The sequence below is a fragment of the Micromonospora sp. NPDC051227 genome (assembly GCF_044455385.1).
Classification (GTDB): Bacteria; Actinomycetota; Actinomycetes; order Mycobacteriales; family Micromonosporaceae; genus Micromonospora.
In genome coordinates this window covers 1-15,660 of record NZ_JBITET010000012.1, presented here as the reverse complement: position 1 = coordinate 15,660, position 15,660 = coordinate 1, and the positions used below count along the sequence as shown (strand labels likewise).

Below are 15,660 nucleotides of genomic sequence, written 5' to 3'. Positions count from 1 at the left end.
GTCGGGAGGCAAGTCGGTGCTGGAGGATCTGTTCAGCGGTGCCTGGCAGAGCGTCGTGTTCGGGATCGTCGGCGTCGGCCTCATGGCCGCCGGCTTCGGGCTCGTCGACCTGCTCACCCCGGGCCGGCTGCGAGACCTGATCTGGGTCGAGCGCAACGCCAACGCGGGGTTGCTGCTCGCCGCCAACCAGCTCGGCATCGCCGGGATCGTCTTCACCGCGATCCTGACCAGCTACAGCGACTTCGGCAAAGGGCTCGCCTCCACAGTGGTCTTCGGCCTGGTCGGGTTGGCGATCATGGCGCTGGCCTTCGTGGTGCTGGACCTGCTCACCCCCGGCAAGCTCGGCGAGGTCATCTGCTCGCCCGAGCCGCACCCGGCCGCCCGGGTCAGCGCCGCCACCCACTTCGGGGCCGCGCTGATCGTCTGCGCCTGCATCGCCTGAGCCGGCTGTCCGCGTCGCCGTGCGGGCGGTCGCCGGAGGGCGTCGTACCCCGGTCGTAGCGTGCCGAGCATGAACCGCACAGATCGCCTCTACGCGCTGGTCGAGGAGCTGCGGGCGGTGTCACCACGGCCGCGCAGCGCCCGCTGGCTGGCCGCGCGCTTCGAGGTGAGCAGCCGGACCATCGAACGGGACCTCGGCGCGTTGCAGGAGGCCGGGGTGCCGATCTGGGCCGAGCCCGGGCGCACCGGCGGCTACGTCCTGGACCGCGCCCGCACTCTGCCGCCGGTCAACCTGACCGCCGCCGAGGCGGTGGCGATGGCCGTGGCGCTGCACCGGCTCGCCGGCTCGCCGTTCGCAGGGCCGGCCGCCACCGCGCTGCGCAAGCTGGTGGCGGTGCTGCCGGCCGCCGACGCCGCCGAGGCGCACCGCCTCGCCGGCCGGGTGCACCTGATCGGCGACGGGCCGGCCACGCCCGTCCCGGCCACCGTCGCCGACGCGGTCGCCGCGCGGCGGGTGCTACGCATCCGGTACGCCGACCGCGCCGGCGCCGACTCGACCCGTGACGTCGAGCCACTCGGCTACCTCGGCAACTCCCGACACTGGTACCTGGTCGCCTGGTGTCGTCTGCGCGACGAACTGCGGTGCTTCCGCACCGACCGGATCCGGAGCGTCTGGGCGCTGCCCGACGTGGTGGCCCGGGAGCTACGCCTGACGGATCTCGACATCCCGCACGAGCGGGTCCGCCCGCTGAGCCTGGTCTGAAAGGGGCTCGGTGCGGCGGCCGGGTCGGAAACGGGCTTGGTGGGGCGGCCGGGTCTGACACGGGCTCGGCGCGGTGGGCCTGGTCTGTGACCCGTCCGCGGCGCGGCTGGCCCGGTGGGGTCTCGTCGCTGGAAACCCCGCCGGGTGATCCGGAAACACCGACAGGACGCTGTCGCCAACGGCCCCGAGACTGCTCCAGAAGACGGCCGAACGGCCGACACGGAAATTCTGGAGGCAGTAGATGTCCAGGTCCACCACGCCCATCACCTGGTTCGAGATCGGCACCGACCGGCCCGAGGACGCGGAGCGGTTCTACGGGGAGTTGTTCGGCTGGACCTTCGAGGAGCAGGGCTCGACCAACGGCGGGTCCTACCGCGTGACCGGGGCTGGCGGCGACACCGGGATCGGCGGGGCGATCCGGGCGACCGACGGGACGTCGCCGAACTACGCGGTGTTCTACGCCGAAGTCGCCAACGTGGCAGAGACATCCCGACAGGCCGAAGCGGCCGGCGGTCGGGTGCTGGTGCCGGCGCGTACCACACCGAGCGGTCTCACGTTGGTCCACCTACTCGACCCGGCCGGCAACCACCTGGGCGTGTTCACGCCCCCGCCCTCGCAGCCCTGACCCCTTCCAGGGCGGGCCGAAGCCCCGGGCTGGCCCCTCGCTGGATCTGGGTGGGGCTGGATCTGGGTGGGGCTGGATCTGGGTGGGGCTGGCCCTGGTGGGGCTGGCCCTGGTGGGGCTGGCCCTTGGGTGGCCTGGCTCTGGGGCCGTTACCTTGAGCGGGTGTGACGGCAGAGCCGGCCTGGCCGCACGCATCCGCGCGTGTGATCGACTCGGTTTTCATGATGTCGTGGGGTCCGAGCGCGCGGGATACCGCGACTTCCTGGAAACCGAGTGGATCAAGCTGCGGCAGGCCCGAGCCGGCCCCGGCCCAACAGGGCGGCCCCGGCCTGCCCGAGGTGTACCGAGGTCGGCCCGGGCCCGAAAGGGCGGCCCCGGCCTGTCCCGGGCGTACCGAGGCCGCCCCCGGCCTGCCCCGGGGCGTACCGAGACCGGCCGTGGCGCGCTCCGGGGCGCGCCGAGACCGCCCCCGGCATGCCCCGGGGCGCGCCGAGACCGGCCGTGGCCTGTCCCGGGCGTACCGAGGTCCCCTGGCCTGCCCCGGGGCGCGCCGAGACCGGCCGTGGCCTGGCCCGGGGCGCGCCGGGGCCGGGCTCGCCGGGCTACTTGCCGGGCGTACCGGCGCCGTGGTGGCCGCCCGGGCCGCGGTGGCCCCCGGGGCCGGGGAAGACGCCGGCCTCGACGGCCTTGGTGATGGCGTCGGCCTGCTCCTGGGTGAGCTTGCCGTCCTTGACGGCCTGGTTCAGGCGCTGCTTGAGCGCGGCCTGCCGGTCCTCGGCGGACGGGCGCTGCGGCCGGTCGGCCGGCCGGTGCTGCTCGCGGATCTTCTCCAGTGCGGCGGTCACCTTGTCGGTGGGCACGCCCAGCTCCTTGGCGAGCGCCGCGGCGAACTCGCCCTGCCGGTCGGCCTTCGCACCCGGAGCCGCGCCGGGAGCCGGGGCGGTGCTGGTGCTCGTGGTCGGCGTGGGAGTTTCGGCGGCGAACGCGATCGTCGGGGCCGCGATCCCGACGCCGAGGACGCCGGCGGCGGCCAGGCCGGCCAGCAGGTGCTTCCTGCGAATGGTGCGGGACATGCTGTCCTCCAGAGGTTCGGTCATCCTGCGCTGTCAGCACCGACAGTGACCGGGCTGTCTGGGCGGAAGCCGTGGCGACCCTGTCAGCGAGCTGACAATCAGGGCCGGCGGTGAGCGAAATCGGTTGTGTGGTCGCTGGCCGAGCCGTCAGGGTGGACGATCCACCGACGGAAGGACATGCGGCATGACCGTCGAGATTCGGGAGATACCAATCGGGGAGCCGGGCGTCGGGCCGTACGGCATCACGCCTGGCCCGGACGGCGCGCTCTGGCTGACGTTGGCCCACGCCGGCGGCGTCGCCCGGTTGTCGCCCGACGGCGCGGTCCGGACCTACCCGCTGGATCCGCCCGGCGGTCGCCCGTTGATCATCACGGCCGGGCCGGACGGGGCGCTCTGGTTCACCCGCTCGGGAGACGACCGGATCGGCCGGATCACCGTCGGCGGTGAGCAGCGCACCATCGCCCTGCCGGCCGGCACCGGGCCGGGCGGCATCGCGGCTGGGCCCGATGGCGCGCTCTGGTACGCCGGGATGACCTCCGACACCATCGGCCGGGTGGAGACCGACGGCACCCACACCGCATTCCCGCTGCCGGTGACCGGCGGATTCGCCTCGATGATCACTGCTGGCGCGGGCCAGGCTCTCTGGTTCACCCTCAACCAGGCGAACGCGATCGGTCGGATCGACCTCGATGGCAGGGTGACGCTGCATCCGTTACCCACCGTGAAGGCGGGCCCGGTCGGCATCACCCTGGGCGACGACGGCGTCATCTGGTTCGTGGAGATCGCCGCCGGTCAGCTTGGCCGGATCGACCCGGACGGCAAGATCGTCGAGTTTCCGCTGCCGGACCGGGCGGCTCGTCCGCACGCGATCGTGGCCGACCCGGATGGCGGCGCGTGGTTCACCGAGTGGGGTGCCAACCGGATCGGTCATCTCGACGCGACTGGACAGATCGAGGGCTACGCCCTACCCACTCCCAACGCCGAACCGCACGGCATCACCCGCACCCCCACCGGCATCTGGGCCGCCCTGGAAATCGGCGCAGTAGCCCACCTAACCCCACCCACCTAACCCCACCCACCTGCGACCCGGCGACGATCATGAAGTTGTTGCCGCGACACGCCGTGACGAGTGGCAACAACTTCATGACCAACCGCGCCCGAGGGGGCCCGGGGGGCCGGGGCCCGGGCGGGGCGGGGTTAGTGGACTGCGGGGGTTGCGGTGAGGGTGGCGGTGGTGGTGTCGAGGGTGGCGGTTGTGCCCACCGGGACTGTGAGCTGGTTGGGGCCGTGGCCGATGGGGAGGCCGCCGAGGACCGGTACGCCGAGGTCGCCGAGGCGTTCGGTGAGTACGTCGACGATGGTGGTGTCCCAGCCGTCGCCGCAGTCGGTGAACTGCCCCACCGCCACCCCTGCCAGTCCGTCCAGCACGCCGGCCCGGCGCAGGTGGGTGAGCATCCGGTCGACCTTGTACGGGGGTTCCTGCACGTCCTCGATCAACAGCACCGCACCGGTCAGGTCGGGCAGGTCCGGGGTGCCGATCGACGCGGCGATCATGCACAGGTTGCCGCCGAGCAGGGTGCCGGTGGCGCGACCCGGTACGCGTACGCCGAAGGTCTCCTCGGTGGGGACCGCGGTGATCGACACCGGTTCGGTCGTCATCAGCGCCGCGTGCAGGGACTCGGCGGAGCGCAGTGGCGTCCGCTCGTCGCGCCAGGCCGCCCCGGGGCCGTGCACTCCGGCAAGGCGGGCGCCCCGCCACAGTGCGAACTGCAACGAGGTGATGTCCGAGAAGCCGGCCACCACCTTCGGGTCGCGGCGGACGGCGGCCATGTCGATGGCGTCCACGATGCGTTGGGCGCCGTAGCCGCCGCGGGTGCAGATCACTCCGCGCACGTCAGGGTCGGCGAAGGCCGCGTTCAGGTCGGCGGCGCGCAGGTCGTCGGTGCCGGCGAGGTAGCCGTGGCGGGCGTACGCGTTCGGCGCCGGCACCGGGCGCAGGCCCCAGCCGGTGAGCAGTTCCATGCCCCGGGCCACCCGCTCCGGCGAGGTCGGCCCGGACGGCGACACCAGCAGCACCGTGTCACCCGGGCGCAGCACGGGCGGGCGTACGGCGGCGCTGTCCTCGCTGATCACAACCGCAGAGCCTAACGACCCCGACCATTGCCAGGCCGCCACCCAGCGGGCGGACCTGTGCCGGGGCGTGGTGCCGTGCGGCGTACCGGCTAGCCTCGACGGGTGGCAACCGCGCTGGTGATCGAGAACGACCCGACGGACGACGCGCGCCGGCTGGGTGAGTGGCTGACCGAGGCTGGGCTGGAGCTGTGGGTGGTGCGCCCGCACGCCGGCGACGAGCTGCCCGCCGACCTGGAGGGGTACGCGGCGCTGGTGGTGCTCGGCGGCGACCAACAGGCGTACCCGTCGCCGGACGGCTCGCCCGGCGCACAGTGGTTTCCCGCCGTGGAGGGCCTGCTGCGCAAGGCGGTCCGGTACCGGGTACCGACCCTGGCGGTCTGCCTGGGCGCGCAGCTGCTCGCCACCGCGCACGCCGGGTTGGTGGAGCGCAGCCCGTCCGGGCCGGAGATCGGCCCGGGCGTGGTCGGCCGGCGCGACGCCGCCGAGAACGACCCGTTGTTCCGGTACGTGCCGCTGATCCCGGACGTGCTCCAGTGGCACGCCGACGAGATCACCGAGCTGCCTCGGGGCGCGACACTGCTGGCCGCCTCCACCCGCTATCCGCATCAGGCGTTCCGCCTCGGTGACCGGGCGTGGGGTTTGCAGTTCCACATCGAGTGCGACGCCGCGATGATCGCCGACTGGGCCACCGACTCGGCCCAACTCGCCGAGCTGGGCTACGACCCGGAGCTGGTGGTCGCGGCCTGCGCCTCGGTGCTGCCCGACGTCGAGGAGGTCTGGCAACCGTTCGCCGCCCGGTTCGCCGCGCTGGCCCTCGGCGAGCTGGACGACAGTACGACGCGGCGCGGTCTGCCGCTGCTCGGGCACTGATGAGCCGGCCGACCAGGGCACCGGGCCGGCTCGCCCGGTACGGCTTCGGCACCGCCGAAGGCGACGGTGGCGCGCGCGCCGCGGACCTGCTCGGCCCGGAGGGGCTGCGGCTGTGGCGGCCGGCCGAGCAGGAGCCGGTCGACGAGGCCGCCGCGGAGCTGCTCGCCGCGCTGTCCCGGGCCGCCGACCCGGACCTGGCGCTGCGCCAACTGCACCGCATCGTGGAGGCCGAGAGCCGCACCACGGACAGCAGCGCTCGAAGCCGCACCACGGACAGCAGCGCCGGAAGCCCCGCCACGAGCAGCGCCGAATCGCCGCTGCTCGCGGACGTGCACGCCGATCCCGGGCTGCGGCGGCGGCTGATCGCGGTGCTCGGCGCGTCGGCGGCGCTCGGCGACCACCTGGTGGCCCACCCCGAGCACTACCAGGCGCTGCGGACCGCCCCGGACGGGCTCGCCCCGACCGCCGAGGGGCGGCTGGAGCCGGCCGACGGCGGCAACGCGGTGGCGGCGCTGCGGACCGCGTACCGTCTGGCGTTGCTGCGGATCGCGGCGGCCGACCTGACCGGCGGTCGCGGCCTGGAGCAGACGATGGCCGCGCTCTCCGCGTTGGCCGACGCGACGCTCACCGCGGCGTACGAGATCGCGGTCACCGAGCTGGCGGAGGGGACCGAGCGGCCCCGACTCGCGGTCGTGGCGATGGGCAAGTGCGGCGGCGGCGAGCTGAACTACGTCTCCGACGTGGACGTCATCTTCGTCGCCGCCGAGGATGCCGACCTGTCCGCCGCGACGCTGGTGGCGACCCGTCTGATCTACATCTGCGGGCTGGTCGCCTGGCCGGTGGACGCCGCGCTGCGCCCCGAGGGCAGCCGCGGCCCGCTGGTGCGGACCCTCGCCAGCCACCTGGCCTACTACCGGCGGTGGGCGCGCACCTGGGAGTTCCAGGCGCTGCTCAAGGCCCGCCCGGCCGCCGGGGACCTGCCGCTGGCCCAGGAGTGGATCGACCAGCTCGCGCCGCTGGTCTGGCGGGCCGCCGAGCGGCCCGAGGCGGTCGAGGACGTCCGCGCCATGCGCCGCCGGATCATCGACCACATCCCGCCGAAGGAGCTGGAGCGCGAGATCAAGCGCGGTCCGGGCGGGCTGCGCGACATCGAGTTCGCCGTCCAGTTGCTGCAACTCGTGCACGGTCGCGGCGACGAGACGCTGCGCCCGCCCGGCACCGTCCCGGCGTTGCGCGCGCTCGTCGCCGGCGGCTACGTCGGTCGGGCCGACGGCGAGGCCCTGCTGCGCGGCTACCGCTTCCTGCGCAGCGTCGAGCACCGGCTGCAACTCCAGGGCCTGCGTCGTACACACACAGTGCCCGCCGAGCCGGGCGCGCTGCGCTGGCTCGCCGCCGCGCTGGGTTTCACGGCCGCGCCGGGGCGCAGCGCCGTGGAGAGCTTCCGGGCCGAGTGGGTCACCCACGCCACCGAGGTACGCCGACTGCACGCCAAACTGCTCTACCGGCCGCTGCTGGAGTCGGTGGCCCGGGTGCCGGCCGACGGGTTGCGGCTCGCCCCGGAGGCGGCCAGGAACCGCCTGGAGATCCTCGGCTTCGCCGACCCGGCCGGGGCGCTGCGCCACCTCCAGGCGCTCACCGGCGGGGTGAGCCGCACGGCGGCCATCCAGCGCACCTTGCTGCCGGTGCTGCTCAGCGAGTTCGCCGACGCGCCGGAGCCGGACCGGGGGCTGCTCAACTACCGCAAGGTCTCCGACAAGCTGGGCAGCACCCCCTGGTACCTGCGGCTGCTGCGCGACGGCGGCCCGGTCGCCCGTCGGCTGGCCCGGGTCCTCGCGCTGTCCCGGTACGTCGCCGACCTGCTCGCCCGTGACCCCGAGGCGCTGCGGCTGCTGGCCGAGGAGAACGAGCTGGCGCCACGCGCGCCCGAAGTGCTGCGGGAGGGGTTCCTGGCGGCGGCGGCCCGGCACACCGACCCGGTCGAGGCCACCAGCGCGGTGCGCGCGCTGCGACGTCGCGAGCTGGTCCGAGTGGCCTGCGCCGACGTGCTCTGCCGGGCCGGCGCGCTCGCGCCCAGCCCCACCCGGGCGGACGGCGCGAACCGACCCGCCCGCGGGCTGTCCGACATCACCGCTGTCGGTACGGCGCTCGCCGACGTCACCGACGCCACCCTGGCCGCCGCGTTGCGGGCCGCTCAGGCCACCCAGCCGGCACCAGCAGGGCTGCGGTTCGCGGTGATCGGCATGGGCCGGCTCGGCGGGTACGAGTCGAACTACCTCTCCGACGCCGACGTGCTCTTCGTCTACGACCCGCCGCCGGGCACCAGCGAGAGCGCCGCCAGCGCCGCCGCGCACGCCGTCGCCGAGGAACTGCGCCGGCTGCTCGGCGTACCCGCCCCCGACCCGCCGCTGGGCGTCGACGCCGACCTGCGGCCGGAGGGCCGCCAGGGTCCGCTGGTACGCAGCCTCGCCGCGTACGCGCAGTACTACGCCCGCTGGTCGCGCGTGTGGGAGGCGCAGGCTCTGCTGCGCGCCCGGTTCGTCTGTGGCGACGCCGACCTGGGCGCCGAGTTCGAGGCGATGATCGAGCCGGTGCGCTACCCGGCCGACGGGCTGACCCGCGAGCAGGTCGTCGAGATCCGGCGCATCAAGGCCCGGGTGGAGACCGAACGGCTGCCCCGTGGCGCCGACCCGGCCACCCACACCAAGCTGGGGCGCGGTGGGCTCGCCGACGTGGAGTGGGCGGTGCAACTCGTCCAGCTCCGGCACGCCGGCGCGATCCCGGCGCTGCGCGGCACGCGTACCCTCGACGCCCTCGCGGCGGCCGAGCGGGCCGGCCTGATCGACCCGGCGGACGCCGCGGAGATGGCCGCCGGCTGGGCCCTGGCCGCGCAGGTCCGCAACGCGTTGATGCTGGTCCGGGGCCGGGCCGGCGACCAGCTGCCCCGGCACGGGGTGGAGTTGGCAGGGGTGGCCCGGCTGCTTGGCCGCGACGATCCGGGGGAGTTCCTCGACGAGTACCTGCGCACCGGCCGCCGCTCCCGCGCCGCTGCCGAACGGGTCCTCGATGCCTGACGCGTCGCCGCCCCCAACCGGGCGGAGCGTCGCAGGTTGGGCGGCGGCGACCGGGGTGGCCGTGCTGCTCGCCGTCGCGTTCCTCCTCGCGCCGCCGATGGGCACCGACCTCGCTGCCCAGGTGGCCCGTGCCGGGTTCACCGAGCGGTACGGGGCGGCGCCGGTCGACTTCGGCTGGTACGGCGGCGTCAACCAGTACGGCTACAGCCTCTTCACGGCCCGGTTGGGCGCGTTGATCGGGGTGCGTCCGCTGGGGGCGATCGCCGCCGTGGTCGGCGCGGCAGCGCTGGGTTGGCTGTTCACCCGCAACCGGGCCCGCCGACCGCTGCTGGCCGGCGTCCTCGGCGCGGTGGTGCTGGTCGGCAACCTGGCGAGCGGTCGGATCACCTTCGCGGTCGGGCTGGCGTTCGGGCTGCTGGCGCTCTGCGCGGTCAGCGCGGAACGCCCATCGCGCTGGCTCCGGTTGACGCTCGCCGCCGTCTGCGCCGCCCTGGCGACGACGGCCAGCCCGGTCGCCGGCCTGTTCACCGGGCTGGCCGGCGCGGCGCTGCTGCTGAGCGCCCTGCGCACCGGTGACGGGCCGGGCCGCCCCCTGCCCGGAGGCTGGCGAGCCGAGCGACCACTGGCCGAAGGGTTCGTCCTGGCCGTGGCGCCCGCCGTCACGCTCGCCCCGATGGCGTTCGTCTTCGGCAACGGCGGCACCCAGCCGTACTCGGCCGAGTCGATGCGCATCAACGTCGCGCTCGCGGTGCTGGTGGCGGTCGTGCTGCCGCGTCGCCGCCGGGTGCTGCGCGTCGGCGCGGTGCTCACCGTGCTGCTCCTGATCGGGGCGTACTACGTGCCCAGCCCGATCGGTTCCAACGCGCTACGACTGCCGATGCTGTTCGCCCTGCCCGTGCTGGCCGGGTACGCCGCGTTGCCCAGGCCGTGGCTGGCCGGGCTGCTCGCCGCGACCGTCTGGTGGCAGTCCCCGGTGATGATGAGCGACGTGACCCGGGCCGGCGCCCCGGAGAGCGCCGAACGTTTCCACCAACCGCTCGTCGCCGAACTCGACCGGCGGCAGCCGGCCGGACGGGTCGAGGTGGTGCCGCTGCGCGACCACTGGGAGTCCGCGTACCTGCCGCCGACAGTGCCACTGGCGCGGGGTTGGGAACGCCAGGTCGACAGCGACCGCAACACGCTGTTCTACGACGGCACCCTGAGCGCGCAGACGTACGAGCAGTGGTTACGGCACGAGGCGGTGAGCTACGTGGTGCTCGCCCCGGACGCACCCGCCGACCGGTGGGGCCGCGACGAGGCCGCGCTGATCCGCGGCGGCCTGCCGTACCTGCGGGAGGTCTGGCGTGACCCGACCTGGCGGATGTACGCCGTGGTCGATCCGACCCCGCTGGTCGGTGCCCCGGGTCAACTGGTCGCCGCCGACCGGGGCGCGGTCCGGCTGACCGCCACGCCCGGGGACGTGCCGGTCCGGGTGCGCTGGTCGCGCTGGCTCACGTTGAGCGGCCCGGACGGCTGCCTACGACCGGGCGCGGACGGGTGGACCGAGGTGCGGGTCCGCTCCGCGGGCGACTACTCGATCTCCAGTGGGCTGGCACCGGCGCGCCACTGCTGACCGTCCGGGTGCCTGCCGTCGGCACCCGGCCGTGATGCTGGCAGCATGTCCGGCGTGCCTTCCCACCTCGCGCGCTGGACCGGCCTGGCCGGCTCGATGCTGCTCGCGCTCTCCGCTTTCCTCGGCGGCGCTTTTCCCAGCGGCCCCCTGCGCAGCACCCCGGTCAGCATCTGGCAGGGGCCCAACGGCCCGCTGATCCTCGCCGCCTGGGTGGTCGGCACCGGCCTGATGGCGTACGCCTGGTGGGCGCTGCGCGACGGAGGGCCCTCGACGCGGTGGGCGCTGGTCACCGTCGGGCTCTGGCTGCTGCCGCTGCTGATCGCACCGCCCTTCGGCAGTCGGGACGTGTACGCGTACGCCTGCCAGGGCGCCAGCTTCGTCGGCGGCATCAGCCCGTACGAGCAGGGCGTCTCCGCGCTGCCCTGCCCCTGGCTGGACACGGTCTCGGTCATCTGGCGCGACACCCCGGCGCCGTACGGGCCGCTGTTCGTGCTCATCGCGGGCGCCGTGGTGAAGGCCACCGGTTCGCTGACCGCCAGCATCGTGCTGTTCCGTGCGCTGTCGCTGGTCGGCGTGGCCCTCACCGCGTGGGCCCTGCCGGCGCTTGCCCGTCGGGCCGGTGTGCCGGCGAAGCGGGCGGTGTGGCTGGCGTTGGGTTCCCCGCTGGTCGCCGCGCACCTGATCGGTGGCCCCCACAACGACGTGCTGATGCTCGCCGCGCTGGTCGGAGGGCTGGCCGTGGTGGCGGCGCACCCGGGCCGGCGCGGAATGCTGCTGGTCGGCGGGCTGCTCCTCGGAGTCGCGGTGGCGATCAAGGTGACCGCCGTGGTGGTGGTGCCGTTCGCCGCGCTGGCGGCCACCGCCGGGCCGTACCGGATCCGCACGCTGATCCGCGACGGCGGCTGGGTGGTCGGCGGCACTGTCGTCACAGTGGTCGGCGTGACAGTCGTCGGTGGGCTGGACTTCGGTTGGGTCGGCGGGCTGTCCCAGGGCGGCGCCGCCATCGCCTGGACCTCCCCGTCGACCGCGGTGGGGCAGACGGTCGGGTACGTCGCGGCGCTGTTCGGTGCTCACATCGACGCGCTGCCGGTCACCCGCGGGATCGCCGTGGTCCTCCTGGCCGTACTGCTCGTCTGGCTCTGGTGGCGGGCCCGCACCCGCGACCCGCTGTACCACGCCGGCCTCGCGCTCGCCCTCACCGTCGCGCTCGCCCCCGTCGTGCACCCCTGGTACTGGACCTGGCCGCTGTTCGTGCTGGCGGCCACAGCCCAGCGCACCCGATGGTTCACAGTGGTCGCCCTGGTCGCGTCCTTCCTGGTGCTGCCCAACGGCACCGGGCTGCCCCGGTACACCAAGACGGTCGGGGCACCACTGATGACGCTGTTGGTGATCGTGCTGGTCATCCGGTTGGTACGGTCGGCTCGAGCGGCCCGTCAGCCGGTCGCCGCCGATTGAGGGAAGGTGCGCCGGTGACCGCTCCCGGCGCGCCTGTTCCGCCGCCGCCTGTGTCGTTGGCGGCATTGGGTGCCCGGTACGCGGGTCTGGTCGGCGCGGTCCTGCTCGCCGTGGCCGGCTACCTCGGCGGGGCGCTGCCCGACGCCCCGCTGGGCGTGACACCGGCGTCGATCTGGCGAACCCCGGACGGCCCGGCGACGCTGATCTGCTGGCTGGCCGGCACCGTGCTGCTGGTCGGGGCCTGGTGGTCGCTGCGCGAGGGTGCGCCGTCTACCCGTTGGGCGTACGTCACCGCCGGGCTGTGGGCGCTACCGCTGCTGGTCGCGCCACCGCTGGGCAGCCGGGACGTCTACTCGTACGCCTGCCAGGGCTGGACGTACGCCCACGGCGTCGACCCGTACACAGTGGGTGTGGCGGCGGCGGGCTGCCCCTGGCTGGACACGGTGGCGCCGATCTGGCGGGACACGCCGGCACCGTACGGGCCGGTGTTCGTCCTGCTCGCGGCCCTCGCCGTCGGCCTCGGCGGCGGGCTCACCGGGACCATCGTGGCGCTGCGCGTGATCGCCGTGGCGGGGCTGCTGCTGGCCGCGCTCTGCCTGCCCGGTCTGGCGCGGGCGGCCGGGGTGCCGTCCCGGCGGGCGGTCTGGTTGGCGCTGGCCGGTTCGCTGGTCGGCGTACACCTGGTGGCCGGCGCGCACAACGACGCCGTGATGCTGGGGCTGCTGCTGTGTGGGCTGCTGGTCGTGGTCCGTCGACCGGGCCGGCCGGCGGCGCTCCTGCTGGCCGGAGCGCTGCTCGGGCTGGCGGTCACGGTGAAGGCCAGCGCCGTGGTGGTGGTGCCGTTCGCCGTGCTGGCCGGGATGCCCGACCGATACACAGTACGGGCGTTGCTGCGCCACTGTGGTTGGCTGGCCGGAGGGCTGCTCGCCGCGCTGCTGGTCACCTCGGCGGTCTCCGGCCTCGGCTTCGGCTGGGTGGGCGGGCTGACCCACAGTGGCGACTCGGAGCAGTGGACGTCACCACCCACCGCCGTGGGCTTCGTGGTCGACTACGCCGGCGCGCTGGTCGGCCGGGACCCGCAGGCGGTGCCGGTGGTCCGGGCGGTCGCGCTGCTGCTGCTCGTCGGGGTGCTGGTGGTGCTCTGGTGGCGGGCCTGGCGTGTGCTGCGCGGGCTGAACGAGGTCGCGGCTGCCAAGGTGGGGTGTCCTCGGGTGGCGCGGTCCCGGGTGGCGCTGCACGGCGCGGCGTTGGCGCTGGTCGCCACGGTCGTCCTGTCCCCGGTCTTCCACCCCTGGTACGCGACCTGGCCGCTGGCGTTGCTGGCGCTCACCGCCGCCCGTACGACGTGGTTCGTGCTGCCCACCGCGGCGGCAGCCTTCCTCGCCCTGCCCGACGGCACCAACCTGGCCCGCGTCACCAAGGCACCCGGTGCACTGGCGATGACCGCCCTGCTCCTGACCGTGCTCGTACGCACCGCCCGCCGCGGCAGTCGTTGATCATGAGGTTGACGGGGGCAATCCGGACGGAACGCCCTGCCCGCCTCGTGATCATCATCGTTGTGCGGGAAACGCCCCGCCCGCGCCGATCTTGCAGTTTCGGTCGCCGATATGCGCGGAATACCCTCTTATGTCGCGACAGTAAACGCAAGATCGCGGAAGAGGGGCAGTCCACCCTCGTCGATCATGGAGTTATGGTGCCTGGTTTGGTGCTGTTCGGGCACTTTGTCACCCACCACAATCCCATGATCGACGGGAAACGCGGGGTTGACGAACAGCCACTCCGTCTGACGCAACGCTGTTGACATCCAGGATCGAGCACGATCTCGAGGTGGCGTGGGGCGCCAGGCGCTGAGTGTTAGGGGGTGTGGTCAGGCTCTTGCGCCGCAGGTGGGGCAGGGTTGACCTGAGGGCTGGGGGGTGGCGGTCCGGCGGGAGCGGAAAAGGACGGTCAGGAGCAGGACGGCAGGACCGGTGAGCGCGACAGCGACAGCGGTCACGGCCAGTTCCGTGAAGGTGACGGCGCCGTGCATCGGCCCGATGCCGCTAGCCAGGCGGGGCACCGCCAGGAAGCCGGCGGGGGTGAGCAGCGTGACGAGCGCCCAGCCGCCGCGAGCGTCGCCGCCCATCGCCAGACCTGTCGCCAGCAGGGCCCCGACGGCCAGCAACAGCCCGCCGGTCGCGGGCAGGACCGCCAACGCGGGACCGTAGTAGCCGTCAATATCCGAGAACCCCACCAGGAATTCCGCCGCCGCCAGCGCCAACAGCGCGGACAGCAGCGGTGCGAGGCGGAACGCCGCCGGAGGTCGGTTGGGCACGGCCAGCCCCAGCAGGCCCAGGACCAGCTGCGGCAGGAGCACGTACAGCGGCGGTCGGGGTGCGTCGAGCGCCGCGGCAACCGGTGGCAGCGCCAGCGTGAGCAGGAGCGCGAGGGTGATGGCCCACCGGGCGACCCGGCTCGGCGCGACGGCGATCACCACCGCCGCCAACAGCCACGCCGCCCACGTGACGACACCGAGCGACACGAACGGGCCGACGTGGGGGACGCCCCACCCGACGGGCGGTGGATGCAGCTCCGCCGTAGCCCAGACACCGGCGAGAGCGGTCGCGGTGACCACTGCCAACAGCGCCGCGAGGCGTACCCCGGGGATCAGGTCGGTGACGCCCGTGGCCCGCAGCCGCTGGCGGAGGCCGCCGCGCACCAGGTCCGCGGCGTCCGCCGGCGTCGGCCAGCGTTGGTCAGGGGCGGCCAGGTCGAGGTAGGTACCGACGATTTCGGCGCCGCGGGCGCGCCGGTAGTCAGCGGGGTACGCGCGCAGCAGCCGGAGGTAGCGGCGTTCCAGGTCGGTCATGCCAGCCCGCCGGCCGTGCGTGGGGTGATCGGGAGGGCGGCCCGAGTCCGCTTGGACAGCCGAGTGGTGGCGGCTTCGACGTTGCGGCGAAGGCGCTCGGTCTCGGCGCTCAACGTGGTTTCGCCGCCGGGGGAGAGGCGGTAGTAGCGGCGCAGTCGGCCGTCCACCACCTCTTCCCGGTCGACCTCGACGAGGCCGGCGTCGACCAGTCGGTCGAGCGCCCCATAGAGCGTCCCAGGGCGTAGCGACACCCGGTTGTCGGAGAGAGCGGCGACCTCACCGATCAGCCCGTAGCCGTGCATCGGCTGGGCGGCCAGCGCGGTGAGGATCAGGAAGGTCGGTTCGCGCAGCGGTGTGTCCACGCGAGCAATATATCGGACGCGAAGGTATATCGGGGGGCGGCACAACGCGGGCCGGGCCGGGCCCGCGGTGAGCGAAGCCGGCCCGGCCGGTGTTCGAGCGACTGCTCAGCAGTCGTCGTGCATCTGACTGCTCAGCAGTCGTAGTACATGGCGAACTCGTGCGGGGTCGGGCGCAGACGCACCGGGTCGACCTCGTTGGCGCGCTTCCAGTCGACCCAGGTGGAGATCAGGTCGGGGGTGAAGACGCCACCGTCGAGCAGGTAGTCGTGGTCGGCCTCCAGCGAGTCGAGCACTGCCGACAGTGAGCCCGGCACCTGCTTGACGTCGCCCCATTCCTCCGGCGGGAGGTCGTAGAGGTCCTTGTCGATCGGCGTCGGTGGTTCGATCTTGCTCTTGATGCCGTCGAG

Annotated in this window: 13 protein-coding genes and 1 pseudogene; 9 read left to right on the top strand and 5 right to left on the bottom strand. The window is 74.0% G+C overall.

Annotated features, from left to right (window positions below):
- Nucleotides 1-16 precede the first annotated feature (16 nt).
- The 3 genes from ACIA47_RS25065 (at nucleotide 17) to ACIA47_RS25055 (ending at nucleotide 1,829) form a co-directional block, all read left to right on the top strand.
- A complete protein-coding gene (locus tag ACIA47_RS25065) occupies nucleotides 17-442 on the top strand; it encodes a DUF350 domain-containing protein (RefSeq protein ID WP_112582646.1) in 426 nt (141 codons plus the stop codon).
- A 69-nt stretch (nucleotides 443-511) separates the two neighbouring features.
- Nucleotides 512-1,204: a helix-turn-helix transcriptional regulator gene (locus ACIA47_RS25060; RefSeq protein ID WP_396710977.1), complete on the top strand. Its 693-nt coding sequence runs from the start codon at nucleotides 512-514 to the stop codon at nucleotides 1,202-1,204.
- Between the two features lie 241 nt (nucleotides 1,205-1,445).
- Complete coding sequence (locus ACIA47_RS25055) at nucleotides 1,446-1,829, top strand: VOC family protein (RefSeq protein WP_396710976.1); 384 nt, start codon at nucleotides 1,446-1,448, stop codon at nucleotides 1,827-1,829.
- 602 nt (nucleotides 1,830-2,431) lie between these two features.
- Here ACIA47_RS25055 and ACIA47_RS25050 read toward each other — a convergent pair.
- Nucleotides 2,432-2,902: a hypothetical protein gene (locus ACIA47_RS25050; protein WP_396710975.1), complete on the bottom strand. Its 471-nt coding sequence runs from the start codon at nucleotides 2,900-2,902 to the stop codon at nucleotides 2,432-2,434.
- A 184-nt stretch (nucleotides 2,903-3,086) separates the two neighbouring features.
- On the opposite strand from ACIA47_RS25050, the gene ACIA47_RS25045 reads away from it, so the two are divergent.
- Complete coding sequence (locus tag ACIA47_RS25045; RefSeq protein ID WP_396710974.1) at nucleotides 3,087-3,971, top strand: virginiamycin B lyase; 885 nt, start codon at nucleotides 3,087-3,089, stop codon at nucleotides 3,969-3,971.
- Between the two features lie 128 nt (nucleotides 3,972-4,099).
- On the opposite strand, the gene ACIA47_RS25040 is transcribed toward ACIA47_RS25045, so the two are convergent.
- Nucleotides 4,100-5,035 (bottom strand): LD-carboxypeptidase, encoded by a 936-nt coding sequence (locus ACIA47_RS25040; protein WP_396710973.1) that lies wholly within the window; start codon nucleotides 5,033-5,035, stop codon nucleotides 4,100-4,102.
- A gap of 102 nt (nucleotides 5,036-5,137) precedes the next feature.
- Here ACIA47_RS25040 and ACIA47_RS25035 point away from each other — a divergent pair, with 102 nt between their 5' ends.
- Genes ACIA47_RS25035 through mptB (ACIA47_RS25015) form a run of 5 tightly spaced genes read left to right on the top strand, consistent with a single transcriptional unit; the run spans nucleotide 5,138 to nucleotide 13,539 of the window.
- Complete coding sequence (locus tag ACIA47_RS25035) at nucleotides 5,138-5,905, top strand: type 1 glutamine amidotransferase (protein WP_396710972.1); 768 nt, start codon at nucleotides 5,138-5,140, stop codon at nucleotides 5,903-5,905.
- Nucleotides 5,905-8,976, top strand: coding sequence for a bifunctional [glutamine synthetase] adenylyltransferase/[glutamine synthetase]-adenylyl-L-tyrosine phosphorylase (locus tag ACIA47_RS25030; protein ID WP_396710971.1), 3,072 nt, complete (start codon nucleotides 5,905-5,907; stop codon nucleotides 8,974-8,976). Before ACIA47_RS25035 ends, ACIA47_RS25030 begins: the two co-directional genes overlap by 1 nt.
- Complete coding sequence (locus ACIA47_RS25025; protein WP_396710970.1) at nucleotides 8,969-10,588, top strand: hypothetical protein; 1,620 nt, start codon at nucleotides 8,969-8,971, stop codon at nucleotides 10,586-10,588. Before ACIA47_RS25030 ends, ACIA47_RS25025 begins: the two co-directional genes overlap by 8 nt.
- 45 nt (nucleotides 10,589-10,633) lie before the next feature.
- Nucleotides 10,634-12,043 carry a polyprenol phosphomannose-dependent alpha 1,6 mannosyltransferase MptB gene (mptB, locus tag ACIA47_RS25020; protein WP_396710969.1) on the top strand — a complete coding sequence of 470 codons (1,410 nt, stop codon included), beginning with the start codon at nucleotides 10,634-10,636 and terminating at the stop codon, nucleotides 12,041-12,043.
- A 14-nt stretch (nucleotides 12,044-12,057) separates the two neighbouring features.
- Entirely contained in the window at nucleotides 12,058-13,539 is a 1,482-nt protein-coding gene (gene mptB / locus ACIA47_RS25015) for a polyprenol phosphomannose-dependent alpha 1,6 mannosyltransferase MptB (RefSeq protein WP_396710968.1), read from the top strand.
- Between the two features lie 371 nt (nucleotides 13,540-13,910).
- Here mptB (ACIA47_RS25015) and ACIA47_RS25010 read toward each other — a convergent pair whose 3' ends face one another.
- The 3 genes and pseudogenes from ACIA47_RS25010 to ACIA47_RS25000 form a co-directional block, all read right to left on the bottom strand.
- Nucleotides 13,911-14,891, bottom strand: coding sequence for a hypothetical protein (locus ACIA47_RS25010; protein WP_396710967.1), 981 nt, complete (start codon nucleotides 14,889-14,891; stop codon nucleotides 13,911-13,913).
- On the bottom strand, nucleotides 14,888-15,253 hold the full coding sequence (locus tag ACIA47_RS25005) for a PadR family transcriptional regulator (protein WP_396710966.1): 366 nt from the start codon (nucleotides 15,251-15,253) through the stop codon (nucleotides 14,888-14,890). Before ACIA47_RS25005 ends, ACIA47_RS25010 begins: the two co-directional genes overlap by 4 nt.
- 131 nt (nucleotides 15,254-15,384) lie before the next feature.
- Nucleotides 15,385-15,660, bottom strand: a pseudogene (locus tag ACIA47_RS25000) (type I glutamate--ammonia ligase); the annotation flags it as partial.

What these genes read in the sequence shown, in the direction of transcription:
- ACIA47_RS25045 (WP_396710974.1), top strand. Translation starts at nt 3,087, where the DNA reads ATGACCGTCGAGATTCGGGAGATACCAATCGGGGAGCCGGGCGTCGGG.
- mptB (WP_396710969.1), top strand. Translation starts at nt 10,634, where the DNA reads ATGTCCGGCGTGCCTTCCCACCTCGCGCGCTGGACCGGCCTGGCCGGC.
- ACIA47_RS25010 (WP_396710967.1), bottom strand. Translation starts at nt 14,891, where the DNA reads ATGACCGACCTGGAACGCCGCTACCTCCGGCTGCTGCGCGCGTACCCC.
- ACIA47_RS25025 (WP_396710970.1), top strand. Translation starts at nt 8,969, where the DNA reads ATGCCTGACGCGTCGCCGCCCCCAACCGGGCGGAGCGTCGCAGGTTGG.
- ACIA47_RS25060 (WP_396710977.1), top strand. Translation starts at nt 512, where the DNA reads ATGAACCGCACAGATCGCCTCTACGCGCTGGTCGAGGAGCTGCGGGCG.
- ACIA47_RS25030 (WP_396710971.1), top strand. Translation starts at nt 5,905, where the DNA reads ATGAGCCGGCCGACCAGGGCACCGGGCCGGCTCGCCCGGTACGGCTTC.
- ACIA47_RS25050 (WP_396710975.1), bottom strand. Translation starts at nt 2,902, where the DNA reads ATGTCCCGCACCATTCGCAGGAAGCACCTGCTGGCCGGCCTGGCCGCC.
- ACIA47_RS25055 (WP_396710976.1), top strand. Translation starts at nt 1,446, where the DNA reads ATGTCCAGGTCCACCACGCCCATCACCTGGTTCGAGATCGGCACCGAC.